The sequence below is a fragment of the Streptomyces sp. NPDC093568 genome (genome assembly GCF_044764945.1).
Taxonomy (GTDB): domain Bacteria; phylum Actinomycetota; class Actinomycetes; order Streptomycetales; family Streptomycetaceae; genus Streptomyces.
Window position 1 is genome coordinate 164,466 of record NZ_JBIWJD010000011.1, and the last position, 25,776, is coordinate 190,241.

Annotated in this window: 19 protein-coding genes; 8 read left to right on the forward strand and 11 right to left on the reverse strand. The window is 68.1% G+C overall.

Going from position 1 to position 25,776, the window contains the following annotated elements; all coding sequences use genetic code 11:
• Nucleotides 1-55 precede the first annotated feature (55 nt).
• Genes ACIRD7_RS35155 through ACIRD7_RS35170 form a run of 4 tightly spaced genes read right to left on the reverse strand, consistent with a single transcriptional unit; the run spans nucleotide 56 to nucleotide 3,931 of the window.
• A complete protein-coding gene (locus ACIRD7_RS35155) occupies nucleotides 56-829 on the reverse strand; it encodes a succinate dehydrogenase/fumarate reductase iron-sulfur subunit (RefSeq protein ID WP_403459888.1) in 774 nt (257 codons plus the stop codon).
• The gene (locus ACIRD7_RS35160; RefSeq protein ID WP_403459889.1) at nucleotides 826-2,766 is read right to left on the reverse strand and encodes a fumarate reductase/succinate dehydrogenase flavoprotein subunit; all 1,941 of its coding nucleotides are present in this window, start codon (nucleotides 2,764-2,766) and stop codon (nucleotides 826-828) included. The genes ACIRD7_RS35155 and ACIRD7_RS35160 overlap by 4 nt, the downstream gene beginning before the upstream one ends.
• A 21-nt stretch (nucleotides 2,767-2,787) precedes the next feature.
• Nucleotides 2,788-3,609, reverse strand: coding sequence for a hypothetical protein (locus tag ACIRD7_RS35165; protein WP_403459890.1), 822 nt, complete (start codon nucleotides 3,607-3,609; stop codon nucleotides 2,788-2,790).
• A gap of 31 nt (nucleotides 3,610-3,640) precedes the next feature.
• Nucleotides 3,641-3,931 (reverse strand): hypothetical protein, encoded by a 291-nt coding sequence (locus ACIRD7_RS35170; protein ID WP_403459891.1) that lies wholly within the window; start codon nucleotides 3,929-3,931, stop codon nucleotides 3,641-3,643.
• Between the two features lie 354 nt (nucleotides 3,932-4,285).
• Between ACIRD7_RS35170 and ACIRD7_RS35175 the strand changes: the two genes are divergently transcribed.
• From ACIRD7_RS35175 to ACIRD7_RS35205, 7 genes are all read left to right on the forward strand, one after another.
• Nucleotides 4,286-6,556: an ABC transporter substrate-binding protein gene (locus ACIRD7_RS35175; RefSeq protein ID WP_403459892.1), complete on the forward strand. Its 2,271-nt coding sequence runs from the start codon at nucleotides 4,286-4,288 to the stop codon at nucleotides 6,554-6,556.
• Nucleotides 6,557-6,886: 330 nt separating this feature from the next.
• Entirely contained in the window at nucleotides 6,887-8,803 is a 1,917-nt protein-coding gene (typA, locus tag ACIRD7_RS35180; protein ID WP_403459893.1) for a translational GTPase TypA, read from the forward strand.
• Nucleotides 8,804-9,258: 455 nt separating this feature from the next.
• Complete coding sequence (locus ACIRD7_RS35185; protein WP_403459894.1) at nucleotides 9,259-10,293, forward strand: ABC transporter permease; 1,035 nt, start codon at nucleotides 9,259-9,261, stop codon at nucleotides 10,291-10,293.
• Between the two features lie 131 nt (nucleotides 10,294-10,424).
• Nucleotides 10,425-12,233 (forward strand): ABC transporter substrate-binding protein, encoded by a 1,809-nt coding sequence (locus tag ACIRD7_RS35190; RefSeq protein WP_403459895.1) that lies wholly within the window; start codon nucleotides 10,425-10,427, stop codon nucleotides 12,231-12,233.
• An 87-nt stretch (nucleotides 12,234-12,320) separates the two neighbouring features.
• Complete coding sequence (locus ACIRD7_RS35195; protein ID WP_403459896.1) at nucleotides 12,321-13,301, forward strand: ABC transporter permease; 981 nt, start codon at nucleotides 12,321-12,323, stop codon at nucleotides 13,299-13,301.
• Between the two features lie 33 nt (nucleotides 13,302-13,334).
• On the forward strand, nucleotides 13,335-14,396 hold the full coding sequence (locus ACIRD7_RS35200; protein WP_403459897.1) for an ABC transporter ATP-binding protein: 1,062 nt from the start codon (nucleotides 13,335-13,337) through the stop codon (nucleotides 14,394-14,396).
• Nucleotides 14,397-14,409: 13 nt separating this feature from the next.
• A complete protein-coding gene (locus ACIRD7_RS35205; protein ID WP_403459898.1) occupies nucleotides 14,410-15,540 on the forward strand; it encodes an ABC transporter ATP-binding protein in 1,131 nt (376 codons plus the stop codon).
• Here the strand turns inward: ACIRD7_RS35205 and ACIRD7_RS35210 are convergent.
• The 7 genes from ACIRD7_RS35210 to ACIRD7_RS35240 all read right to left on the reverse strand — a co-directional run bounded on the left by ACIRD7_RS35210 (nucleotide 15,537) and on the right by ACIRD7_RS35240 (nucleotide 23,652).
• Complete coding sequence (locus ACIRD7_RS35210) at nucleotides 15,537-16,277, reverse strand: class I SAM-dependent methyltransferase (RefSeq protein ID WP_403459899.1); 741 nt, start codon at nucleotides 16,275-16,277, stop codon at nucleotides 15,537-15,539. The two genes, ACIRD7_RS35205 and ACIRD7_RS35210, sit on opposite strands and share 4 nt — an antisense overlap.
• 50 nt (nucleotides 16,278-16,327) lie before the next feature.
• Nucleotides 16,328-17,371, reverse strand: a complete 1,044-nt coding sequence (locus ACIRD7_RS35215; RefSeq protein WP_403459900.1) for an amidohydrolase family protein — start codon at nucleotides 17,369-17,371, stop codon at nucleotides 16,328-16,330.
• A gap of 146 nt (nucleotides 17,372-17,517) precedes the next feature.
• A complete protein-coding gene (locus tag ACIRD7_RS35220; RefSeq protein WP_403459901.1) occupies nucleotides 17,518-18,561 on the reverse strand; it encodes an ABC transporter ATP-binding protein in 1,044 nt (347 codons plus the stop codon).
• A gap of 26 nt (nucleotides 18,562-18,587) precedes the next feature.
• Entirely contained in the window at nucleotides 18,588-19,625 is a 1,038-nt protein-coding gene (locus ACIRD7_RS35225; protein WP_403459902.1) for an ABC transporter ATP-binding protein, read from the reverse strand.
• A 47-nt stretch (nucleotides 19,626-19,672) separates the two neighbouring features.
• The gene (locus ACIRD7_RS35230) at nucleotides 19,673-20,653 is read right to left on the reverse strand and encodes an ABC transporter permease (RefSeq protein WP_403459904.1); all 981 of its coding nucleotides are present in this window, start codon (nucleotides 20,651-20,653) and stop codon (nucleotides 19,673-19,675) included.
• A 120-nt stretch (nucleotides 20,654-20,773) separates the two neighbouring features.
• Entirely contained in the window at nucleotides 20,774-22,540 is a 1,767-nt protein-coding gene (locus ACIRD7_RS35235; RefSeq protein ID WP_403459905.1) for an ABC transporter substrate-binding protein, read from the reverse strand.
• Nucleotides 22,541-22,623: 83 nt separating this feature from the next.
• A complete protein-coding gene (locus ACIRD7_RS35240; protein WP_403459906.1) occupies nucleotides 22,624-23,652 on the reverse strand; it encodes an ABC transporter permease in 1,029 nt (342 codons plus the stop codon).
• Between the two features lie 495 nt (nucleotides 23,653-24,147).
• On the opposite strand from ACIRD7_RS35240, the gene ACIRD7_RS35245 reads away from it, so the two are divergent.
• Nucleotides 24,148-25,773 (forward strand): ABC transporter substrate-binding protein, encoded by a 1,626-nt coding sequence (locus ACIRD7_RS35245; protein ID WP_403459907.1) that lies wholly within the window; start codon nucleotides 24,148-24,150, stop codon nucleotides 25,771-25,773.
• Nucleotides 25,774-25,776 lie beyond the last annotated feature (3 nt).

Sequence of the window (25,776 nt, forward strand, 5' to 3'; positions counted from 1 at the left end):
CAATGCCCCCGCGCGACCGGGGTGCGTCCAGGGTGGGGTGGAGTGACGAGGGAGGCTAGGACGACCGCCTCCTGATCTTCGACCCCAGCCACACCAGCGGGTCGTACTTACGGTCGACGGCCCGTTCCTTCAGGGGGATCAGCGCGTTGTCCGTGATCTTGATGCCTTCGGGGCAGACCTCCGTGCAGCACTTGGTGATGTTGCAGTAGCCGAGGCCGTGTTCGTCCTGGGCGGTCTTCTTGCGGTCCAGGCCGCTCTCGCTCGCCGCGTCCAGCGGGTGCATGTCCAGTTCGGCGACCCGCATCAGGAAGCGCGGGCCCGCGAACGCCGGCTTGTTCTCCTCGTGGTCGCGGACGACATGGCAGGTGTCCTGGCACAGGAAGCACTCGATGCACTTGCGGAACTCCTGCGAGCGGTCCACGTCCTCCTGCATCATCCGGTACTCACCGGGACCCAGGTCCTCCGGCGGTACGAAGGCGGGGACCTCGCGTGCCTTCTCGTAGTTGAAGCCGACGTCCGTGACCAGGTCCCGGACGACGGGGAAGGCGCGCAGCGGAGTGACGGTGATCGTCTCCTCGCGGGTGAACACCGACATCCGCGTCATGCACATCAGCCGCGGCCGCCCGTTGATCTCGGCGGAACACGAACCGCACTTGCCCGCCTTGCAGTTCCAGCGCACGGCGAGATCGGGGGCCTGGGTGGCCTGGAGGCGGTGGATGATGTCGAGGACGACCTCGCCGTCGTTCACCTCGACCTTGAAGTCCTCCAGGTCCCCGCCCTGCACATCGCCCCGCCACACCTTGAAGCGGGCCTCGTAGCTGCTGCTCACTGGTAGAGCTCCTCTTCGGCGAGGTACTTGACCAGCTCCTCCTTGTCGAAGAGAGCCAGCAGGTCCTGGCGGACGGGTTCGGTGGTCTCCCGTACGAGATTGATCTGGCCGCGTTCCGGGTCGGTGGCCGCGAGGCCGCCCGTCGGGTCGGCGAGGTGGCACAGCAGGTTGACGTTGCGCCACTTGCGGTCCATCGTCGGATGGTCCTCACGGGTGTGCCCGCCCCGCGACTCGGTGCGCTCCAGCGCGGCCCGCGCCACGCACTCGCTGACCAGCAGCATGTTGCGCAGGTCGAGCGCGAGGTGCCAGCCGGGGTTGAACTGGCGGTGGCCCTCGACGCCCGCTCGACGGGCTCGTACGCGCAGGTCGGCGAGTTTCTCCAGCGCCTGCTCCATCTCACCCTCGCGCCGGATGATGCCGACCAGGTCGTTCATGGCCTGCTGGAGTTCCTGGTGGAGGGTGTACGGGTTCTCCGGGGGGCGCTCGTCGTCCTGGCCCGCCGGGCCCTCCGCCGAGAACGGTCGCAGTGCCTCCGCCGCGGCCGAGTCGACCTCGATGTCGCTGACCTCGGGGCGTTCGAAGGCCCGTGCCGCCGCGTGCTCGGCGGCGTGCCAGCCCGCCCGGCGGCCGAAGACCAGCAGGTCGGAGAGGGAGTTCCCGCCGAGCCGGTTCGAGCCGTGCATGCCGCCCGCGACCTCACCGGCCGCGAAGAGGCCCGGAACCCCGCGTGCCGCCGCGGTGTCGGAGTCGACCGCGATGCCGCCCATCACGTAGTGGCAGGTCGGCCCGACCTCCATCGCCTCCGCGGTGATGTCGACGTCCGCCAGCTCCTTGAACTGGTGGTACATCGAGGGCAGCCGGCGCCGGATCACGTCCGCCGGCATACGGGTGGACACGTCCAGGAAGACCCCGCCGTGCGGCGAGCCCCGGCCGGCCTTCACCTCGGCGTTGATCGCCCGCGCCACCTCGTCACGGGGCAGCAGCTCAGGAGGCCGCCGGTTGTTGTCCGGGTCCTCGTACCAGCGGTCGCCCTCCTCCTCCGACTGGGCGTACTTCTCCTTGAAGACGTCGGGGATGTAGTCGAACATGAACCGCTTGCCCTCGGAGTTGCGCAGCACCCCTCCGTCGCCACGCACCGATTCCGTGACCAGGATCCCCTTCACCGACGGCGGCCAGACCATGCCCGTCGGGTGGAACTGCACGAACTCCATGTTGAGCAGCGGCGCGCCCGCCAGCAGCGCCAGCGCGTGGCCGTCGCCCGTGTACTCCCAGGAGTTCGACGTCACCTTGAAGGACTTGCCGATCCCGCCCGTCGCGATGACGACGGAGGGAGCCTCGAGGACGAAGAAGCGGCCCGTCTCGCGGTCGTAGGCGAAGACGCCCGACACCCTGCTGCCGTCCTTCAGGATCCTCGTGACCGTGCACTCCTGGTAGACCTTCAGCCGGGACTCGTAGTCCCCGGTCTCCTTCTTGTCCTCCTGCTGGAGCGCGACGATCTTCTGCTGGAGCGTGCGGATCAGCTCCAGGCCGGTGCGGTCACCGACGTGTGCGAGGCGCGGGTACTCGTGGCCGCCGAAGTTGCGCTGGGAGATACGGCCGTCCTTCGTACGGTCGAAGAGCGCGCCCCAGGTCTCCAGCTCCCACACCCGGTCCGGCGCCTCCCGCGCGTGCAGTTCGGCCATCCGCCACTGGTTGAGGAACTTGCCGCCGCGCATGGTGTCGCGGAAGTGGACCTGCCAGTTGTCGTGCTCGTTGGCGTTGGCCATGGCCGCCGCGATCCCGCCCTCGGCCATCACGGTGTGCGCCTTGCCGAACAGCGACTTGCAGATCACGGCGGTACGGGCGCCTCGCTCGCGGGCCTCGATCGCCGCGCGCAGGCCCGCGCCCCCGGCGCCGACCACGACGACGTCCCACTCCTGCCGTTCGACCACGGACATTGGTTTCAGTCCCCACTCAATCTAGAAGAAGCGCGGATCGTCGAAGACCCCGGACGCGACGAGATAGACGTAGAAGTCGGCGAGCGCCACGCTCACCAGCGACGCCCACGCCAGCTGCATGTGCCGGGCGTTGAGCTTCCCGATCCACTGCCACATGCGGTAGCGCACGGGGTGCTTGGAGAAGTGCTTGAGCTTGCCGCCGACGATGTGCCGGCAGGAGTGACAGGACAGGGTGTACGCCCAGATCAGCACGATGTTGGCGAGGAAGACGAGGGTGCCCAGGCCCATGTGGCCCCACTCGTAGTTCTCGTCGCGGAAGGCGAGCACCGTGTCGTACGTCAGGATCCCGGCGACCAGGAGCGCGGCGTAGAAGAAGTACCGGTGGATGTTCTGCAGGATCAGCGGGAAGCGGGTCTCACCGGAGTACTTCTTGTGCGGCTCCGCCACCGCGCAGGCCGGGGGCGACATCCAGAAGCCGCGGTAGTAGGCCTTGCGGTAGTAGTAGCAGGTCAGGCGGAAGCCGAGCGGGAAGATCAGGATGATGATCGCGGGGGAGATGCCCCACCAGCTCCCGAACAGGTCCCAGTTCGGCCCGGCGTGCATCGGCTCGCAGTTCTCCGCCAGACAGGGCGAGTAGAACGGGGAGACGTACGGCGCCGCGTAGTAGTCCGCGTTCGCGAAGGCCCGCCACGTCGAGTACACGATGAACGCCAGCAGACCGGCCGCGGTGACGGCCGGGGCCAGCCACCAGCGGTCGGTCCGCAGGTGCGGGGCTTCGATCGCGGCGCGCGTACCGGTTCGTACGCCGCCGCTGTTCAGATGGGGTTCCGTACCAGTGGCCAATGCATGACTCCGGTCGGGTCAGGGGGTGGGATCAGGGGGCGCGGCGGTCCCGGGCGCCGAGACCCTCGTCGTCCGTGTCGATCCACAGAGAGTCGTCGTACGGCGTGTCGGGGATGGTGACGAGCTCCGGCCTGCGCTGCCCGGCGGGGGCCGCGGCGGACTCCCGCAGCAGCGCCACGCTCTCGCGCAGATGGTTGGCGTCGGTGCGCACACGGCGCATCTCCAGCCCGCCGGAACCCAGCTGCTGTTCGAGGCGGCCCACGGACCGGGCCAGGTCGTCGAGGCAGCGCTGGACAGCTGTCAGGTCGTCTTGCACGGACATGACGTGACCTCACTTCCGTGGGCCCTTCGGCCCTGGGTGGCAACGTTCATGCGCCTGCGAGTGTTGCGCGTCACACCTGTCGCTGTGAAGGCATGTGCAGCGATTGGCGGATTGCACGCCTCCGACGCGCGCCCGCATGCGCTCTGTGTACGCCGGGGAATCGCAGGGATCGTGCGGGGCGCGTTGCTCCGCACGAGTGACCTTGTGCGCGTCCGCCGACGTGTCGACTCCGCCTGGCGAACCCTTTCCTCTTCAGTGGGGTGCCTTAGATCTGATCAACTCCAAAATACCGCCAAATGTGATCAGAAGGCACTAATCGTCACCGGCGGGAGTGGCTCCCCGGAGGTACCTGAGATGTCCCACGACGGCATCGGACGCAGGCCTGGCCGCAGCGCGGTCATGCGCTCGGTCGTGTTCCTCACGGCGGGGGTGCTCGCGGTGCCCGCGCTCGCCGGCTGCAGCGACCCGGACCCGGCCGGCAAACCGCTGGCCGGGCAGGACATCGCCCCGGCCGGCCGCTCCCAGGTCGCCGACGGCGGCACCCTGCGGTGGGCCGTGGACGCCGTACCGGAGACCCTGAACACCTTCCAGTCGGACGCCGACGCCACCACGACCCGGATCGCGCAGGCCACCTTGCCGTCGATGTTCCGGCTCGACGCGAGCGGGCGTCCGGAGCGCAATCCGGCCTATCTGGAGTCGGCCAAGATCGTCGAGACCGAGCCCAAGCAGGTCGTCCTGTACAAGCTCAACCAGCAGGCGGTCTGGAGCGACGGCCGCGAGATCGGCGCCGCCGACTTCTCCGCCCAGTGGCGGGCCCTGTCCGGCCGCGACAGCGCCTACTGGACCGCCCGCAACGCCGGCTACGACCGCATCGAGAAGATCGAGCGCGGCGGCAACGACCTGGAGGTCCGGGTCACCTTCGGACGGCCCTACGCGGACTGGCGGTCCCTGTTCTCGCCGCTGTACCCGAAGGAGGTCATGGGCACGCCGGACTCGTTCAACGACGGGGCGCGGCGCAAGCTCAAGGTCAGTGCCGGGCCGTTCATCGTGAAGAAGATCGACCGCCGCAACGGCGAGATCCGGCTCACCCGCAATCCCCGCTGGTGGGAGGAGCGGGCCAAGCTGGACGAGGTCGTGCTGCGGGCCGTGCCGCGTGGCGAGCGCGCGGCCCAGCTGGCCGCCGGCCGGCTCGACCTCGCCGAGGTCGACACCGGCGCGGCCCGGCGCATCGCGCTCGCCGCGCCGCCGCGGCCGGTGCCCGCGAGCGCCTCCGGTACGCCGCTGAGTTCCGCCTCGCCCCTGATGGGACCCGAGCTGAAGTCGCTGACCCCCAAGCAGCGACGGGACAAGGTGACGTTCCAGGGCTTCGAGGTACGCAAATCGCTGGAGCCGGCGTACACCCAGCTCGCCCTGAACGGCGGCGACGGGCCGTTCGCCGACGAGCGGGTCCGCCGGGCGGTGGCGCGCGCCCTCGACCGCGAGGAACTGGCGAAGCTGGTCCTGTCCCCGCTCGGCCTGCCCGCCGAGCCGGTCGGCAGCCATCTCGCCCTGTCCGGCCAGTCGGCCTACGCCGACAACAGCGGAGCGATCGGCGAGCAGGACACCGAGGAGGCCCAGGCGCTGCTCACGGACGCGGGGTGGGTGCGGGGCGGCCCGATCAAGGAGAAGAAGAAGGGGGAGGAGGCGGCGGGCAGCGAGGCCGACAAGGGGAAGAAGGGCGAGAAGGCCTCGAAGGGCGAGAAGGCCTCGAAGGGCGAGAAGGGGGAGGGGGCGAAGCCCAAGAAGAAGGACTCGGAGGAGGACGGGGACGACGGGACTTACATCGTCGGGGAGGACAACGGGGAGAGCGAGAGGGCCGGCGGCAAGGCGGACGACAAGCCGGGCGGCAAGGCCGACGACAAGCCGGGCAGCAAGAAGGACGGCGAGGAGGGGCACAAGGGAGAGCACCTCGCCCAGGAGGGCAAGCAGTACGGCAGCAAGCAGCTGCAGCAGGGCGGGGCCCCCGGCGCGTACGCCCCGCAGGGCACCCCCGCACCGGCCGGGGCGGCGGCCCGGCCGCGGGCGAAGCACGGCGAGGCGCTGACGCTGCGCTTCGTGGTGCCGTCGGGTGAGGGCTCGCAGACGCTGCGTACGGTGGCGGACCGGATCGGGCTCATGCTGGAGCGGGTCGGGATCCGTACCGTGATCACCAAGGTCCCGGACGAGAGCTACTTCAAGGACCACATCGCGTCCGGCCAGTACGACCTCGCGCTCTACTCGTGGCCGGCCTCGGCCTACCCCGCGACCGACGCCCGGCCGATCTACGCCAAGCCGGTGCCGGCGGCCGACGGCTCGCTGAACGTCGAGCAGAACTACACGCGGGTCGGCACCGACCAGGTCGACCAGCTCTTCGACCAGGCCCTCTCCACGCTGGACGAGTCGGAGTCGCGGGGACTGATCCGCAAGGCCGACTCCCGTATCTGGGCGGCGGCCGGCTCGATCCCGCTCTATCAGCGCCCCCAGCTCACGGCCGCCCGGACGAACGTCGCCAACGCGGGGGCCTTCGGCTTCGGGACGCCGGTGTACGAGGACATGGGCTTCCTGAAGAAGAGCACGGCGCCGTCGGCGACGGTGGCGCCCAACTGATCTTCTTTCGCCCCCGCCGCCCCTACCCGTCCCATCGTTCTGGGGCTCCGCCCCAGACCCCGCAGGTTTTTCAGCCCGTCCGGCGTTTGAGGACGAGGCCCTTTCGGGGCCGAAAGCGGGGGTCTGGGGGCGGCAGCCCCCAGGGGACGGGACGGGTAGGGGCGGCGGGGGCGAGAAACCGCCCCCCACCTGCACCGACGTATCCCGGCGAGCCGTACCTCAAGCGGCCACGTACCATGGGGTGAGGCCGTGGCGTGTCCAGCCCGGCAGGGCCCGCGTAACACAGACGTACGCGAGAGCCGTCCTCACCACCCGGGAGTACGCCACACCATGACTGCGTTTTCGACGCGTCACGACATCCGCAACGTCGCCATCGTCGCCCACGTCGACCACGGCAAGACCACCATCGTGGACGGCATGCTGAAGCAGGCCGGTGCCTTCGCCGCGCACCAGCTCGACTCCGTCGACGACCGCATGATGGACTCGAACGACCTGGAGCGTGAGAAGGGCATCACGATCCTCGCCAAGAACACGGCGGTGAAGTATCACCCCAAGGACGGCGGGGACCCGATCACGATCAACATCATCGACACCCCCGGCCACGCCGACTTCGGCGGCGAGGTCGAGCGCGGCCTGTCGATGGTCGACGGTGTCGTGCTGCTCGTCGACGCCTCCGAGGGCCCCCTCCCGCAGACCCGCTTCGTGCTGCGCAAGGCTCTCCAGGCCCGTCTGCCGATCATCCTGTGCATCAACAAGACGGACCGGCCGGACGCCCGTATCGACGAGGTCGTCAACGAGACCTACGACCTCTTCCTCGACCTCGACGCGGACGAGGAGCAGATCGAGTTCCCGATCGTCTACGCCTGCGGCCGTGACGGCATCGCGTCCCTCACCAAGCCGGACGACGGGACCGTGCCGACCGACTCCACCAGCCTGGAGCCGTTCTTCTCCACGATCCTGGAGCACATCCCCGCCCCGACCTACGACGAGGGCGCCCCGCTCCAGGCCCACGTCACCAACCTGGACGCCGACAACTTCCTCGGCCGTATCGCGCTGCTGCGCGTCCACCAGGGCGAGCTGCAGAAGGGCCAGACCGTCGCCTGGATGAAGCGCGACGGCTCGGTCACCAACGTGCGCATCTCCGAGCTGATGATGACCGAGGCGCTCACCCGCAAGCCCGCCGAGAAGGCCGGCCCGGGTGACATCTGCGCCGTCGCCGGTATCCCGGACATCATGATCGGCGAGACCCTGGCCGACCCCGAGAACCCGGTCCCGCTGCCCCTGATCACGGTCGACGAGCCCGCGATCTCCATGGTCATCGGCACCAACACCTCCCCGCTGGTCGGCCGCGGCGGCACCGGCAAGGGCGCCGACGCCAAGGCGGCCGTCAAGGACCGCAAGGTCACGGCCCGTCAGGTGAAGGACCGCCTGGACCGCGAGCTGATCGGTAACGTCTCCCTCCGCGTGCTCGACACCGAGCGCCCGGACGCCTGGGAGGTGCAGGGCCGCGGTGAGCTGGCGCTGGCCATCCTGGTCGAGCAGATGCGCCGTGAGGGCTTCGAGCTGACCATCGGCAAGCCGCAGGTCGTCACCAAGGACGTCGAGGGCAAGGTCTACGAGCCCGTCGAGCGCATGACGATCGACGTGCCCGAGGAGCACATGGGCGCCGTCACGCAGCTCATGGGTGTCCGCAAGGGCCGTATGGACAACATGTCCAACCACGGCTCCGGTTGGGTGCGCATGGAGTTCGTCGTTCCCTCCCGCGGTCTCATCGGGTTCCGGACCGAGTTCCTGACCCAGACCCGCGGCACGGGCATCGGGCACTCCATCCACGAGGGCCACGAGCCCTGGTTCGGCACGCTCCAGACCCGCAACAACGGCTCGCTGGTCGCCGACCGCGCCGGTGCCGTCACCGCCTTCGCGATGACGAACCTCCAGGAGCGCGGCGTGCTCTTCGTCGAGCCGGGCACCGAGGTGTACGAGGGCATGATCGTCGGCGAGAACTCGCGCGCCGACGACATGGACGTCAACATCACCAAGGAGAAGAAGCTCACCAACATGCGGTCGTCCACGGCCGATGTGGCCGAGTCGATCGTCCCGCCGCGCAAGCTGTCGCTGGAGCAGTCACTGGAGTTCTGCCGCGACGACGAGTGCGTCGAGGTCACCCCGGAGGCCGTCCGTATCCGCAAGGTCAACCTGGACGCCCGCGAGCGCGCCCGCGCCGCGAGCCGCGCCAAGCACGGCTGAGGTTCCGGCAGTTCGGAAAATCCGGACAGTTGAGCCCGGGCTCCCCCTCCATGGGGGAGCCCGGGTTTTTTTTGCAAGCCGTTTTTCCGTGGCCGAGACTCGACCCCATGTCCGAAATGCGGAGATCCTCGCACGATAGCCATGTAACACGTCCGTTTCGCGCCCTTCTCCCCGCAAACGCTTTGTCCGGATTTTGGAAGATCTAGGCGTGAGCTGTGACTGAATTGAGATTTAAAGACGGTGGTCGGTAGTTGGCTCATGCCAGATAGTTAGCCGCAGCGCTCGGGTCAATGGGTCTCGCACTGTGGGGACAGTGCCGACTCACGAGCACAGGCGGTTGCCTGATCCTCCGTCAGGGGTGTCGGAGGGTGAGGCGCACACCTCCTACGCGCGTCCGGCTGCGGACTTCCGTACGCCTCGCTTTGGCATACCCATACCAGCGAAACGGGCGAAACGTGACAAGTCGTATCGGTATTGAGGGTGGCGGGACCTCGGTCATCGCGGACGGCGATCCATCGCCGGCGGTGAAGGCCGAGGAGGAACAGCTTGTCGGCCGGTCTCCCGGCCAGCTGATGTGGATCCGCTTCAAGCGCGATCGCACCGGCGTGATCTCGGCCTATGTCGTCATCTTCTTCTTCCTGATCGGCCTGCTCGCCCCGGTGATCTCCTGGCTGTACGGCAAGAACCCGTACACGGTCTACGCCGACGAGCGCCCCGAGCTGTTCGACAGCGCGGGCGTGCCCGTGCAGCCCAACGGCGGGATCAGCGGCGAGTTCTGGTTCGGCCTCGAACCGGGCAACGGGTACGACGTCTTCACCAAGCTGATCTACGGCATCCGGACCTCGCTCGGGATCTCGGTCGCCGTCACCCTCGCGACCGTGCTCACCGGGATCCTCCTCGGTGTCACGGCCGGCTACCTGGGCGGCAGGACGGACTACTGGATCAGCCGCGTCATCGACTTCCTGCTCGCCTTCCCCTCGCAGCTCTTCTTCATCGCCAGCATGCCCGTCGTGGTCTCCCTGTTCGTCAGCCCGCGCGACGAGACACCCGTCTACGTCCGGGTGGTCGCCCTCATCCTCGTGATGTGGGTCCTGGGCTGGATGAGCATCGGGCGGATCCTCAGGGGGACCACACTCGCCCTGCGGGAACGGGAGTTCATCGAGGCGGCCAAGGTCAGCGGGGCCCCGCCGTGGCGGATCATCCGCAAGGAGATCTTGCCGAACGTGGTCACGCCGATCCTCGTCCAGGGCACCTACATGCTCCCCAACTTCGTGACCGCCGAGGCCGGTCTGTCCTTCCTCGGCGTGGGCATCGTCGAACCGACGCCGGACTGGGGGCAGATGTTCTCCAAGGCGTCCACGGAACTCGTGATGCAGAACGACATCACCTACATGTTCTTCCCCGGCGTCTCGATGATCATCTTCATCGTCGCGTTCAACCTGCTCGGGGATTCCGTCCGGGACGCCTTCGACCCGAAGACGGCTCGCTGAACCACTGGTCGGCACTTCCTTCGCACAACGGCAGTTCCATCGCACATCGGCAATTCCTTCGTACATCGGCAATTCCTTCGCACTTGGGCTTCCTTGGCACTGGTGACACACAGATGGGTGGTAACTGAGTGATGAGTAGGGGCGGACGCCACACATACGCGGCAATCTCGGTGCTCGCGGCCGGCGCACTGGTGCTGACCGGGTGCAGCGAGGGCGGCAGCAAGGGCGGCGGCAACGACAAGGAACAGAAGGAGAACGCGCAACGGCAGCAGGCCGCCATCGAGTTCGGGGACGAGGCGGCCTCCAAGGGGCCCGCCGCCGAGGTCCCCGGCGCGAAGCCCGGCGGCACCATCTCGGTGCTGGCCCGCGACAGCTACGCCCACCTCGACCCCGGACAGATCTACGTCCAGGACGAGATGGCCGTGTCCCAGCTGCTGCACAGAGGCCTCACCGGCTACAAGGCGACCAGCAACGACGGCAGCAAGCACGAGATCGTCGGTGACCTCGCCACCGACTCCGGGACCACCACCGACGGTGGCAAGACCTGGAAGTACACGCTCAAGGACGGCATCAAGTTCCAGGACGGCTCGGCCATCACCTCGGCCGACATCCGGCACACCTTCGAGCGGCAGTTCGCGTCCTTCATCAACCAGGGCCCGCCGTACATCCAGCAGTGGCTGGCCGACACCCCGGGTGCCGACTACCGCGAGCTGCTGCCGGACGGCCCGTTCAAGGGCAAGCACCTGCCGGACAGCATCCTTGAGACGCCGGACGAGAAGACGGTCGTCTTCAAGTTCAAGCAGCCGCACGCCGACCTGCCGTACGCCCTCGCCATGACGGGTTACGCCGTCGTCTCCGAGAAGGGCGACACCAAGGAGAAGTACGACAAGGCCCCGGTGGTGAGCGGGCCGTACAAGATCCAGGAGTTCAAGTCCGGCAAGTCGATGGTGCTGGTCAAGAACGAGAACTGGGACCCGAACACCGACCCGCTGCGCAAGCAGTACGTCGACCGGTTCAACATCACCTTCAACCAGCAGTACGAGGACTCCACCAAGGCCCTCCTCGCCGACAGCGGCACCGATCAGACGGGCGTCAGCTTCAGCAACCAGGTCGACGCGGGCAACCTGACGAAGGTCCTCAACGACCCGAAGTTGAAGTCCCGTACGGTCTCCGGCTTCCAGCCGTACGTGGGCCAGATGAACATCAACATGGCCCAGCCGGAGATGAAGGACATCAAGGTCCGCCAGGCCATCGCCTACGCCCTCCCGGTCACGCCGTTCGTGCGTGCCTACGGCGGCACCGACGCGATGGAGGTCGCGGGCGGCATCATCAGCCCGACGGTCACCGGCTACGACCCCGACTTCGACCCGTGGGGCAAGAAGAAGAAGCCCGCCGGTGACCCGGCCAAGGCCAAGGCGCTCCTGGAGGAGGCCGGCAAGAGCGGTATGAAGCTGACCTTCGGCTACATCAACACCCCCGAGGGCCAGCAGTACTCCACCGCCATGGCCGCGGGCCTGGAGAAGGCCGGTTTCGACGTCCAGCGCCAGGAGATCCCGGCCGAGACCTACTACGACCAGGTCAGCAAGCTGGACAACAACTACGACATCTTCCACACCGCGTGGGGTGCCGACTGGCCGTCCGCCTCGACCGTGATCCCGCCGCTGTACGACGGCCGCGCGATCGCCGAGGGCGCCCAGAACTACTCGCAGGTCAACGACCCCAAGGTCAACAGCGAGATCGACCGGATCAACAAGATCACCGACCCGGCCAAGGCCTCGACGGAGTGGGGCAAGCTCAACGAGTACCTGGTGAAGGACGTCGTCAACATCGTCCCGACCGCGTACTACAAGCAGACCCAGATCGCCGGGACCAAGGTCGGCGGACTCGTCTACGACGACATCATCGCCGGCGTCGACCCGCGCCGCCTGTACGTCAAGTAACTCCGCCCGCCCGGCACCCGGTGCGTCGCCCCCAGGGGCTGCGCACCGGGTGCCCCCCGGCCCGCCGACGTCTGAGAGCTGCCTGCCATGCTGCGCTTTTTGGTCCGCCGGTCCCTCGGCACCGTCGTCATCCTCTTCCTGCTGAGCATCGTCACGTTCCTGCTGTTCTTCGGGATGCCGCGTGACCCGGCGCTCCTGATGTGCGGCAAGACGTGCACCCCGGCCAACCTGGAGAACCTGCACCGGGTCCTCGGCCTCGACAAACCGATCCCCGAGCAGTACTGGATCTTCCTGACCAACCTGGTCACGGGCAGCGACGACTTCGCCCAGGGTCCCTGCCCCGCCCCCTGCTTCGGCTACTCGTACCACTCCAACGAGCAGGTCTGGGGCACCCTGATGGACCGGTTGCCCACCACCCTCTCGCTCACCCTCGGCGGGGCCGTCTGCTTCCTGATCGTCGGCCTCGGTACCGGACTGATCGCGGCCTGGAAGCGCGGCACGCTCGTCGACAAGTCGTTCACGGCCGGCGCGATGGTGATCAGTTCGATGCAGATCTACTTCCTGGGCCCGCTCGCCCTCGCGATCCTCGTCTACCAGACCCATGTCTTCGACAAACCGGCCTACAACCCGTTCACCGAGAACCCGGGAGCCTGGTTCACGGGCCTGATCATCCCCTGGGTCGTGCTGTCCACGATCTTCGCCTCGCAGTACACCCGTATGGCCCGCTCGTCGATGATCGAGCAACTCCAGGAGGAACACGTCCGCACCGCCCGCGCCAAGGGCATGTCCAGGCAGTACGTCTTCTTCCGCTACGCCTGGCGCGGCTCGCTGATCCCCATCGTCACCATCTTCGGCATCGACCTCGGCTCACTGCTCGGCGGCGCCATCATCACGGAGTACACCTTCGGACTCCCGGGGCTCGGCCGGCTCGCGGTGGAGTCGGTCTTCTTCAGCGATCTGCCGCTCCTCTTGGGTGTGATGCTGTTCTCCGCCACCATGATTCTGCTCTGCAACATCGTCGTCGACGCCGCGTACGCCTTCATCGACCCGCGCGTGCGGCTGGCCTAGCCCGCGCCGAGGAGCTGCTTTGGGAGCACTGACGTGACCACTCTGACCAAGGAAGCCGGCGCCCCCGTGCCGGCCGACGCGGACGCGTTCCTCTCGGTGCGGGACCTGCACGTCAGCTTCCAGACGGAGGACGGCGTCGTACGGGCCGTGGACGGGCTGTCCTTCGACCTGGAGCGCGGCAGGACGCTGGGCATCGTGGGCGAGTCGGGCTCGGGGAAGTCGGTGACGAACCTGACGATCCTCGGCCTGCACAACCCGATGTTCACCACCGTCGAGGGCGAGATCCTGCTGGAAGGCAAGGAGTTGACGACCGCCCGCGAGTCCGAGCTCGAGCGGCTGCGCGGCAACAAGGTCGCCATGATCTTCCAGGATCCGCTCACCGCGCTGTCGCCGTACTACACGGTCGGCCGGCAGATCGCCGAGCCGTACATGAAGCACATGCGCGCCTCGAAGAAGGCCGCCTGGGAACGGGCGGTGGAGATGCTGGGGAAGGTCGGCATCCCCAACCCCCGGCAGCGGGCGAAGGACTACCCGCACCAGTTCTCCGGCGGTATGCGCCAGCGCGCGATGATCGCGATGGCGCTGGTCTGCGACCCCGACCTGCTGATCGCCGACGAGCCGACCACCGCCCTGGACGTCACCGTCCAGGCGCAGATCCTGGATCTGCTCAAGGACCTCCAGCAGGAGTTCGGGTCGGCGATCATCTTCATCACGCACGACCTCGGGGTCATCGCCGACATGGCCGACGACATCATGGTGATGTACGCGGGCCGGGCTGTGGAGCGGGGCACGGTCGACGAGGTGCTGAGGGCGCCGCAGCACCCGTACACCTGGGGGCTGCTGAACTCGATGCCGCGCCTGGACTCCGACCCGCACACCCCGCTGGCACCCATCCCCGGCACCCCGCCGTCCCTGCTCCGCCCGCCCTCCGGCTGCCGCTTCCACCCCCGCTGCACCTTCCAGGACCGCGTGGGCGGCAGCCGCTGTGTCACCGAGATCCCGCTGCTCGGCCCGGACCGATCCTCGGCCTGCCATCTCACGGCGGAGCAGAAGCGCACCATCTTCATCGAAGAGATCAAGCCCCGACTGGGCTAGGAGGACTACGGACATGACAGAGGACCTCGTCCTCCCCGCACCCCGTGAGGCCGCCACCGACGCGCCCGGCGAACCGCTGCTCGTGGTGGAGAAGCTCGTCAAGCACTTCCCGGTCAAGGGCGGTTTCCCGATCCGCCGTACGGTCGGCCAGGTGCAGGCGGTGGACGGCATCGACCTGACCGTGCACGTGGGCGAGAGCTTCGGTCTGGTGGGGGAGTCGGGCTGCGGCAAGTCGACGACGGGCCGGCTGATCACCAAGCTCCTGGAGCCGACGCGCGGGCGGATCTCGTACCGCGGCAAGGACATCACCCGCGCCTCGCGCAGGCAGTTGGCGCCGATCCGCTCCGAGATCCAGATGATCTTCCAGGACCCGTACTCCTCGCTGAACCCGCGCCAGACGGTCGGCAAGATCATCGCCGGTCCGATGGAGATCAACGACATCAACCCGGCGGGCGGCCGCGAGAAGCGCGTCCGTGAACTGCTGGAGATCGTGGGCCTGAACCCCGAGCACTTCAACCGCTTCCCGCACGAGTTCTCGGGCGGTCAGCGCCAGCGCATCGGTGTCGCCCGCGCCCTGGCGCTGGAGCCCAAGCTGATCGTGGCGGACGAGCCGGTCTCGGCCCTCGACGTCTCGATCCAGGCACAGGTCGTCAACCTGCTCCAGAAGGTCCAGCGGGAACTGGGCATCGCGTTCCTGTTCATCGCCCACGACCTGGCGGTCGTACGGCACTTCTCGCAGCGCGTGGCGGTCATGTACCTCGGCAAGGTGATCGAGGTCGGCGACCGCGACTCCATCTACACCCGCCCCCGGCACCCGTACACCCACGCCCTGCTGTCGGCGGTGCCCGAGGTGAACGTCTCCGGCGAGGAGGCCACACAGCGGGAGCGGATCCGGCTGGCCGGTGACGTGCCGTCGCCGATCTCGCCGCCCTCCGGCTGCCGCTTCCGCACCCGCTGCTGGAAGGCGCAGGACAAGTGCGCGACGGAGGAACCGCCACTGATCCAGCTCTCCGGCAACCACGCGGGCCACCTGACGGCCTGCCACTTCCCGGAGGAGCCGTCGATCGAGGCACGGGACGAGGACATCGTGCTGGATCCGGCGCTGGCGGCGTTGGAAGAAGGGGCGGGGAGCACGGAGGACTAGGGCCTGGCCCGGGCCACCGTGATGATCTCGGGGGACGTGGGGGTGAGCGGGCCGCGTCCCCAGTCGCCGTACTGGTCGACGACGGTCAGGCCGACCTCGTGCAGGACGGCGGACAGTGCGTCGGGGCCGAGGAAGCGCAGGGTGGTGCGGCTGACGCGGGGGTCCTGCCAGGTGTCCCCGGCGAAGGTCTCCGTGAACGTCACGCGGTCGCCGAGGACCGGCTGCTCCACCTCGTGCCACATCCGTACGGCGTCCCCGCCCGGCCCGGTCACCTCCCGCACCCGCTCGGGCGTCCACGCCTCCCAGGCCCGCGCCCCCGGGTTCCGGGTCTCGAACACGAACCGGCCACCAGGACGCAGGGCACCGCGTACGGTCGCCAGGGCCGCGCGCAGCTCCTCGTCGCAGACGAGCACTTGAAAGACGTGCCCGGTCATCACGACCAGGTCGAACTCCGCGTCCCAGTCCCGCGTCCGCAGATCCCCGAGCACCCACTCGACGCCGCCGTCGTGCCGCCGGCCCTGTACCAGCATGGCGGCGGCAGGGTCGAGCCCCACGAGCCGGCCGCGGTGGCCGTCGGCACGGGCCCGCCGGAGCAGCCGTCCGGTCCCGCAGCCGACGTCGAGCACGGCACGGGCGGAGGTCACGTACCCGAGGTAGAAGTCGTCGCCCGGACCCCAGGGGTTGAGGGCGTCGTACAACGCGGCGAGGGAGAGATCACCGAACGACCGATCGACCACTCGCGGAAGTGTGCCACAACTGCCCACGCCCTACGGCCGTTTCGGGCGGCTCACCGCACGACCCGCCCCCGCAGCACGATCCGCCGAGGATGCCGCAGCACCGCTGGCTCCCGTCGCGGATCCGCGTCGTAGACGGTGACATCGGCGAGCCCGCCCTCGACCAGCCCCGGCAGCCCCAGGAAGTCCCGGGCCGTCCAACTCGCGGCGCCCACCGCCACGTCGGCGGGCAGCCCGGCGGCGATGAGGTGTTCGACCTCGGTGGCCACGTTGCCGAAGGGGGCGGAATCAGTGCCTGCGAGGACGGTGACGCCGGCGTCGTGGGCCTCGCGGACGCGGCGGAGCATGACGCGGTGACCCTCACGCCAGAGCCGGCCGCGCGGGGTGTCCGGTGTCCGGGGCGCGCGACGGGCGAAGGGCGTGAGGGTGGGGACGTAGGCGGCCCCGTGGGCGGCCATCAGCCCCACGCACTCCTCCGGCATCCCCATGCCGTGCTCGATCGAGTCGACGCCGGCCCGGGAGGCGTTCAGCACCCCCGCTGCGGACTGGCAGTGCGCGGCGACCCGGCCTCCGGCCGCGTGCACCGCGTCGGTGACCGCGCGCAGGACGTCGTACGGCACCGGGTCCGCCTCGAAGTCCCAGTCGCCCATGAGCTTGCACCAGCCGTCGTGCGCCTTGGCCTCGGCTACGGCGGCGGAGACCAGGTCGTCGGTCACGGTGTGGAAGTCGGCGCTCTTCGACAGCCCGGCCCAGGCCAGCCAGCGCCCCGCCGTGATCATGCGTGGCGCGTCCGCGGCCTCGCGCAGCCCGTCCGGGATCTCCCCGAGCAGCCCCGGAAACCGCAGCGCGGTCGTCCCCGCGTCCCGGTGCGCGGCGATCTGCTCGGCGAACGCCTCGGGGTCCCAGCGCGCCTCCTGGTCGGAAGCGGACCCGGGGTGCGTGTGGACGTCGACCAGCCCCGGAAGCAGGAAACCGCCGTCGGCCACGGTCAGCGCCGCGGCGGCGGGGCGGTCGAAGGTGATGCGGTCGCCGAGGATCCAGAGGTCGCGGGGGGTGGCGTCGGGCAGGACGGTGCCGCGCAGGTGAAGGATCGTCACCCGCTTCAACCTATCCCGCAATGACGAGGGCCCGCGCCGGGGAGGCGCGGGCCCTACTGTCCCCTGGAACCGGACGTTCATGGGCTCGGGTCAATGGGCCGGTGAATGTCCGTTCCGTGCTCGGCGGCCGACTGAAAAGGGGTGTGTCAGACCGCCGGCTGGGGGTCCTTGGCCAGACGGGGCGCGGGGGCCGCCTCGTCCGTCTCCGGGTAGTGGCAGGCGGTGAGGTGGCCGGGCTTGTTGCCCTCGACCTGGACCAGCGGCGGCGCCTCGGACGCGCACTTGTCCGTCGCCTTCCAGCAGCGGGTGCGGAAGCGGCAGCCGGAGGGCGGGTTGATGGGGGAGGGCACGTCGCCCTGGAGGCGGATGCGCTCGCGCGGCACCTCGTCCACCGTCGCCTCGGGCACGGCGGACAGCAGCGCCCGGGTGTACGGGTGGCGCGGGTTGCCGTACAGGTCGTCGCGGTCGGCGATCTCGACGATCTTGCCGAGGTACATGACCGCCACGCGCTGCGAGAAGTGGCGTACGACCGCCAGGTCGTGGGCGATGAAGACGAACGCGATGCCGAGTTCCTGCTGGACCTTCTGGAGCAGGTTGACGACCTGCGCCTGGATCGAGACGTCGAGGGCCGAGACCGGCTCGTCCGCCACGATCAGCTTGGGCTCCAGGGCCAGGGCGCGGGCGACACCGATGCGCTGGCGCTGACCGCCCGAGAACTCGTGCGGGAAGCGGTTGAAGTGCTCGGGGTTCAGGCCCACGATCTCCAGCAGTTCACGGACGCGCTTCTCGCGGCCGCCCGCCGGGTTGATGTCGTTGATCTCCATGGGACCGGCGATGATCTTGCCGACCGTGTGCCGCGGGTTGAGCGACGCGTACGGGTCCTGGAAGATCATCTGGATCTCGGAGCGGACCGGCGCCAGCTGCTTGCGGCTCGCGTGCGTGATGTCCTTGCCCTGGTAGGAGATCTTCCCGCCGGTGGGCTCCAGGAGACGCGTGATCAGCCGGCCGGTGGTCGACTTGCCGCAGCCGGACTCGCCGACCAGGCCGAGGCTCTCGCCCTCGTTGACCTGGAAGTCGAGCCCGTCGACGGCCTGGACGTGGCCGACCGTGCGGCGGATCGGGAAGCCTCCCCTGATCGGGAAGTGTTTGGTCAGCCCGGAGACGTCCAGGAGGGGAGTGGTGCTGCTCATGGTGGTGAAATCCCGTCTCTTGTACGTCAGTTGGCCGCGCTGCCGGCCAGGTCGGAGAAGTACTCGCCGCGCTGCTCGTCGGTGAGGTGGCAGGCGGAGCCCCGCCCGTCGGCGATCTCCAGCAGCGGCCGCTCCGACGAGCACCGGCCGCCGTCGACCTTGTCGGCGAAGGCGCACCGCGGGTGGAAGCGGCAGCCCGACGGCGGGTTCAGCAGCGACGGAGGCGAACCCGGGATGGGGTTCAGCGGCACGTCCACCGGGTGGTCCAGGCTCGGCATGGAGCTGAGCAGGCCCCAGGTGTACGGGTGCTGAGGGTCGCTCAGCACCTCCTTCTTCGACCCGCGCTCCACACACCGGCCGCCGTACATCACGAGCACGTCGTCCGCGATGTCGGCGATGACGCCGAGGTCGTGGGTGATGAAGATGATCGCCGTGCCGAACTCCCGCTGGAGGTCCTTGAGCAGGTCCATGATCTGGGCCTGGACCGTCACGTCGAGCGCGGTGGTCGGCTCGTCGGCGATCAGCAGCTCGGGGTCGCAGACCAGCGCCATCGCGATCATCGCGCGCTGGCGCATACCGCCGGAGAACTGGTGCGGGTAGTCGTCGACACGGACCTCCGGCTGCGGGATGCCGACGCGCTTCAGCATCTCGATCGCCCGCTCCCGGGCCGCCTTCTTGGAGCAGCCCGTGTGCTTGCGGTACGTCTCGCCGATCTGCCTGCCGATGGTGTGGTACGGCGACAGCGAGGTCAGCGCGTCCTGGAAGATCATCGACATCTTGTTGCCGCGGAGCTTCTCCAGCGTGCGCTCCGAGGCGCCGTTGAGCTCTTCGCCGTCCAGGGTGATGGAGCCCTCGACCTTGGTGTTGTCCGGGTTGTGCAGGCCGAGGATGGTCAGGTTGGTGACCGACTTGCCGGACCCGGACTCGCCCACGATGCCCAGCGTCTTGCCGCGTACGAGGTCGAAGGACAGACCGTCGACGGCCTTGACGATGCCGTCCTCGGTCGAGAAGTGCACCTTCAAGTCCTTGATGGAGAGGAAGGGCTGCTGATCGGTGCTCGTCACGGGGACGCTCCAGTGAGGGGTGATGCGGGGTAGCTGGTGGGGGCGGGTCAGGCGAGCCTGATGCGGGGGTCGATCAGGGCGTAGCAGGCGTCGACCACGATGTTGGCGAGCACGACGAACGACGCCGTGACCACCATGACTCCGAGCAGCATGGGCAGGTCGTTGTTGGTCGCGGACTTCACGGCGAGCATGCCGATGCCCTGGATGCTGAAGGTCTTCTCGGTGATCATGCCGCCGCCGAGCAGGACGCCCATGTCGATACCGAAGATCGTGACGATCGGGCCCATGGCGCCGCGCCAGGCGAAACGGAAGAACACGTTGGGACGGGACAGTCCCTTGGCCCGGGCTGTGCGGACGTAGTCCTCGTTGAGCTGCTCGACCATCTGGGAGCGCGTCATACGGGTGTAGTTCGCGGTGAAGATCAGCGCCAGGATCAGCCAGGGCAGCAGCAGTCCGGCGAACCACTCGGCGGGGTTCTCGGAGAAGGGCGTGTAGCCGGGCTGGTCCAGTACCTGCCACTGGTACACGAAGAAGTAGAGAGCCAGGGTGCCCACGAAGTAGATCTGCATGGACGAGGCGATCAGCGAGGTGCTGCTGGCGATCTTGTCGGTGGCCTTGCCCTGGCGCAGGGCGGCCAGCATGCCGGCGCCGACACCGAAGACCAGGAACACCACGGACGAGCCGATGAAGAGGGAGAACGTCGTCGGGAACCGGTCCAGGATGGTGGACAGGACGGGCTCACGGTTGACGAACGAGTAGCCCAGGCACGGGGCGTCGCAGTTGCCGAAGCCCGGGTACTCCCGGCCGAGGAAGATGCCCGAGAGCCAGTGCCAGAACTGGACCGGCATGGGATCCGCGATCCCCATGTTGTGGCGGATCAGTTCCAGCGTCTCCGGGGTGCAGAGCTTGCCGCAGGCGATCCGGGCCGGGTCGCGCGGCACCGCGTAGAAGAGCATGAACGTGACCGCGCTGATGATCAGCAGCGTGATCACGGCGCCGAGGAGCCGGCGGACGAGGAAGCGAAGCATGGGGAGTGGCTTTCCTGGGAGGGCCGTCGTGCGGAAAGGCCGGACCGGGGATCACCCGGGGGCCCGGTGGACGAGCCGAGGGTGGGGCGGCACCCGGCCGCCCCACCTCTCAGGTGTGGATCAGGACTTGACGTACATCTTGTAGAGCATGCTGCCGTCGAAGTTCGGGTCCATCTTCACGTTGCCGAGCTTGGAGCCGTGCATGTAGATGCGGCGCATGTACACGTCGGGGATGAACGCGCCGGTCTCGGTGACCTGCTTGTCCAGGGCGGCCCACATCTTGTTGGCCTTCTCCTGGTCGGTCTCGGCGGTCGCGGCCTTGATGGCGGCGTCGATCGCCGGGTCCTTCAGGTGCGAGTAGTTCTGGCCCTGGTCGACGACGTTCTTGCTGTCGAACAGCGGCTGGAACACGGAGTAGCCGGTCGGCCAGTCGGAGGACCAGCCACCCCAGTACACGTCGTACTCGTTGTCGAGCTTGCCGATCTGGTCGTACCAGGTCGTGGAGTCGATGCCCTTGGTGACGACCTCGAAGCCGGCGGCCTTCAGGGCGTTCTCGATGACGACCTTGATCTTCGCCTGCTGCGGGTCCTGCTGGTAGGCGTAGACGACCTTGTAGCCGGACTTGCCGGCCTTCTTCAGGATCTCCTTGGCGGCCTTCGGGTCGCCCTCGGGCTTGGCCAGCTTGCCCCAGACGTCCTGCGACTCGTAGCCGGCGACGAGCGGGCTCATGATGCCGGTCGCGTAGTCACCGCGCACCTTGCCGCCCAGCAGCTGACGGATGCCGGCGGTCGGCCAGGCCTTGATGAGGGCCTCACGGACGGCCTTGTCCTTGACGCGGCTGGTGTTGATCCAGTAGCAGCTGACGCCGTTGCCGAGCTGCTCGAAGACGCGGTCCTTCGCCTCGGTCTGCGCCTTCTGGATGCGCTCCTGCGGGATCGTGCGCCAGCTGGTGGCGTACTGGTCCTTGCCGGCGTCGGCCAGCAGACGGTCGATGGCCGTCAGCTGCTCGATGCCGAAGGTGAAGTCGAACTGGTCCGGGTAGGCGTTGCGGATCGGGTCCGTCGCCGGGTCCCAGTGCTCGTTGCGGACCAGCGTCATCGACTTGTCGGTGACGTGCGACTTGATCTTGTAAGGACCGCTGGAGACCGGCTTCTTGTCGTAGTCCTGCTTGGTGTCCTTCTTCACCGGGGTCGGCGCGTAGGAGTGCATCGCCACGACGTAGTTGAAGTCGGGACGCGCCTCGGACAGGTGGAAGGTGATGGTCTTCCCGCTGGTCTCGATCGACTTCAGGTGCTTGCCGCCGTACGGGCCCGGGTACGACTTGCGGTACTCCGCCGAGCCGGTCAGCCAGGTCTGGACGTAGAAGGCGCCCTCGGTGACGAAGTTGGCGAAGCAGCGCTCGATGCCGTGGCGGACGTCATCGACGGTGACGTCGGAGCCGTCCTCCCACTTGATGCCGTCCTTGAGCGTGAAGGACCAGGTCTTGCCCCCGTCCTTCATGGTGCCCGTGTCGGTGGCGAGGTCGCCGACCAGCGTCATCGAGCCGTCGTCGGCGATCTTGTAGTTGGTCAGCGTGCGGGAGAGGACCATCGCCGCGAGCGAGTTCCACGCGTAGTAGATGCGCTGCGGGTCGAGGTGCGAGAAGTCGTCGTCGTTCAGCAGGTAGACGGTGCCGCCCTTCTTCGCACCGGAGACCTCGGGGGCCGGGCCCTTGGAGTCCTCGGCGGTGCCGATCTTGACGACGGTCGCGTTGGCCTTGGCCGCCTCCTGCTTGCCGCCACCACCGGTGTTGTTGGTGGAGTCGCCGCTGCTGCACGCGGAGAGCACGGAGCTCGACGCGGCCACGACGCCCGTGGCTATCAGGAAGTTTCTGCGCGAGAAGGACATCGCAATCCTGCCTTCGAAATGAGAGTGATGAGAGGGATCCGGCACCCCGGCGCCTTCGCCGTGGTCCTGAAAAGGGCCGGAGGTCAACGCTTGGTCTTCGGGTCCAGTGCGTCACGCACCGAGTCGCCGAGGAGGTTGAACGCCAGGACGAAGATCACCATGGACAGGCCCGGGAAGAGCAGGAAGGTGATGTCGTCCTGGTACACCTTGGCCGCCTGGCCGATCATGACGCCCCAGTCGGGCGTCGGGTCCTGGATGCCCACGCCGAGGAAGGCGAGGCCTGCCTCCGTGGTGACCATGGCCGGGACGCTGAGCGTCGCCTGGATCAGGATCGGCGTCCAGAGGTTCGGCAGCAGTTCCTTGAAGATGATGCGCGCCGGAGATGCGCCCGTGACCTTGGCGGCCTCGACGAACTCCCGCTCGCGCAGGGCCAGTACCTGGCCGCGCAGCAGTCGGGCGATGGAGGCCCAGCCGAAGACGGTGAGCAGGCCGACCAGGCACACGACGGTGAGCCAGACCGGGGTGTTCTCGTCGGCGGCCACGAAGAGGGCGAGCACCACGGGGGTGAAGGCCACGAAGAAGAGCTGCGACGGGAACGCCAGCAGGATGTCGATGACCCGGCCGATGAACCAGTCCGTCTTGCCGCCCACATAGCCGGCGGTGACGCCGAGGGTCACACCGATGATCACGACGAGAAGCGTGATGGCCGTGGCGATGAGCAGGGAGTTGCGGATCCCGTAGAGCAGGAAGGTGAAGAGGTCCCGGCCCAGTCCGGGCTCGATGCCGAACCAGAACTCGCTGTCGATGCCACCGTTCGGCTTCACAGGGAAGCCGTTGTCACCGAGCAGTCCGGGCGTACTCAGCCCGTACGTCGTGTACGGATCCTTGCCGTACAGCTTGGCTATCAGTGGCGCGCACAGCGCGATCACGAAGAAGAAGATCACGATGCATGCGGCAGCGACGCCCGTGCGGTCCCGCTTGAAGCGTCGCCAGGCCAGCTGTCCCGGGGACTTGCTCTCGTTGCCCGAGTTGGCGGGAGAAGTGATCGACTTCTCGACGCTCGCTTCGGTCACCTCAAGCGGGGCAGCCGCTGATGGAGTTGGGGGGGTCATGGTGCTCCTGGCCCAAGGGAGGGTCTGATGACTCCGCAGGGCACGCTCCCCTACGGGCTACGCCGGACTTTTTCAACGCAATTCATTCAAGGTCAATAAATTCTCGGTCGACTTGGTTGTCTCTTTACGTTCTTTACCCTGCCTTGACCGTTCCGTAGCTACGCGGGTAGCGCAACGTGATGGAGTCGTGCCTTGACTCGGACCAACTGGACTAATCGGGCAACGAGTTCGTTATGCGGACGCTCCAGTGCCGAAATGCGTACATCCAGCGGTCGGAATCCAACGGTTCGGCATCGGATGGCGAAGATCCATTGCGCGGTACATCGAAGATCCATCGGTCGGGTGAAGGGCCCGTGCGGAAGAAGTCCGTTTCGTCGCTCCCGCGCATGCCCGCATCCGGATGGTGTGGCGCCCCATTGGCCGAAGCCTGTGTGCGCTATGTGCCTTTTGCCTTGATATTGGCCCGTAACGGATCAGTACCAGAGGAGGCACTCCATGCGTTCAGCGAGGCACGCCCGATGGGCCGTGTGCGCGATGGCGGTTGCGCTCGCGACGACCGCGTGCGGAGGCGGGGACGACAGCACCGGCGCGGGCGGCGCCGTGCTCAGCTCCTCCTGGACCGATCCGCAGAACCCGCTGGAGCCGGCCAACACCAACGAGGTGCAGGGCGGCAAGGTGCTGAACATGATCTTCCGGGGGCTGAAGCAGTACGACCCGAAGACCGGCGCCGCCGAGGACGTGCTCGCCGAGCGGATCGAGACCACCGACTCCCGGAACTACACCGTCACCGTCAAGGACGGCTGGACCTTCAGCAACGGGGAGAAGGTCACCGCCAAGTCCTTCGTGGACGCCTGGAACTACGGGGCGAGCCTGAAGAACAACCAGAAGAACGCCTACTTCTTCGGCTACATCGAGGGCTACGACCAGGTGCACCCGGAGAAGGGCGCGCAGAGCGCCGCCACCATGTCCGGGCTGAAGGTGGTCGACGACCGCACCTTCACCGTCCGGCTCAGCCAGAAGTTCTCCAGCTTCCCCGACACCCTCGGCTACAACGCCTTCGTCCCGCTGCCCCGCGCCTTCTTCGACGACCACGCGGCCTGGCTGGCCAAGCCGGTCGGCAACGGCCCGTACAAGGTGGAGTCGTACACCAAGGGCTCCGAGATGCGGCTGGCGAAGTGGGCCGCCTACCCGGGCGAGGACGCCGCCCGCAACGACGGCGTCACGCTCAAGGTCTACACGGACAACAACACCGCCTACACCGACCTGATGGCCGGCAACCTCGACCTCGTCGACGACGTCCCCGCCCAGCAGCTGAAGAACGTCAAGGCCGATCTCGGCGACCGCTACCTCAACACCCCGGCCGGCATCATCCAGACCCTGTCCTTCCCCCACTACGACAAGGACTGGAACAAGCCCGGCTCGGTCAAGGTCCGCCAGGGCCTGTCCCGGGCCATCGACCGCGAGCAGATCACCCGGACCATCTTCCAGGGGACCCGCACCCCCGCCACCGACTGGACCTCACCCGTCCTCGGCGCCGAGGGCGGCTACAAGGCGGGGCTGTGCGGTCAGTGGTGCCGTTACGACGCCGCCGCGGCGAAGAAGCTCATCGAGGAGGGCGGCGGCCTGCCCGGCGGGCAGGTGAAGATCACGTACAACGCGGACACCGGCTCCCACAAGCTGTGGGTGGACGCCGTCTGCAACTCCGTCAACAACGCCCTGGACAACGACCGGGCCTGCGTCGGCAACCCGATCGGCACCTTCGCCGACTTCCGCAGCAAGTCCACGACCCAGAAGCTCTCCGGCCCCTTCCGGGCGGGCTGGCAGATGGACTACCCGCTGCCCCAGAACTTCCTCCAGCCGCTCTACTACACGGGCGCCTCCTCCAACGACGGCAAGTGGTCCAGCCCGGAGTTCGACAAGCTGGTCGACCAGGCGAACGCCGAGACCGACCCCGCGAAGGCCGTGCAGACGTTCCAGAAGGCCGAGGCGGTCGTCCGGGACAACATGGCGTCCATCCCGCTCTGGTACCAGAACGGCAGCGCCGGCTGGTCGCCGCGGCTGTCGAACGTGGCCCTCAACCCCTTCAGCGTCCCCGTCTACAACGAGATCAAGGTCGGCTGAGCC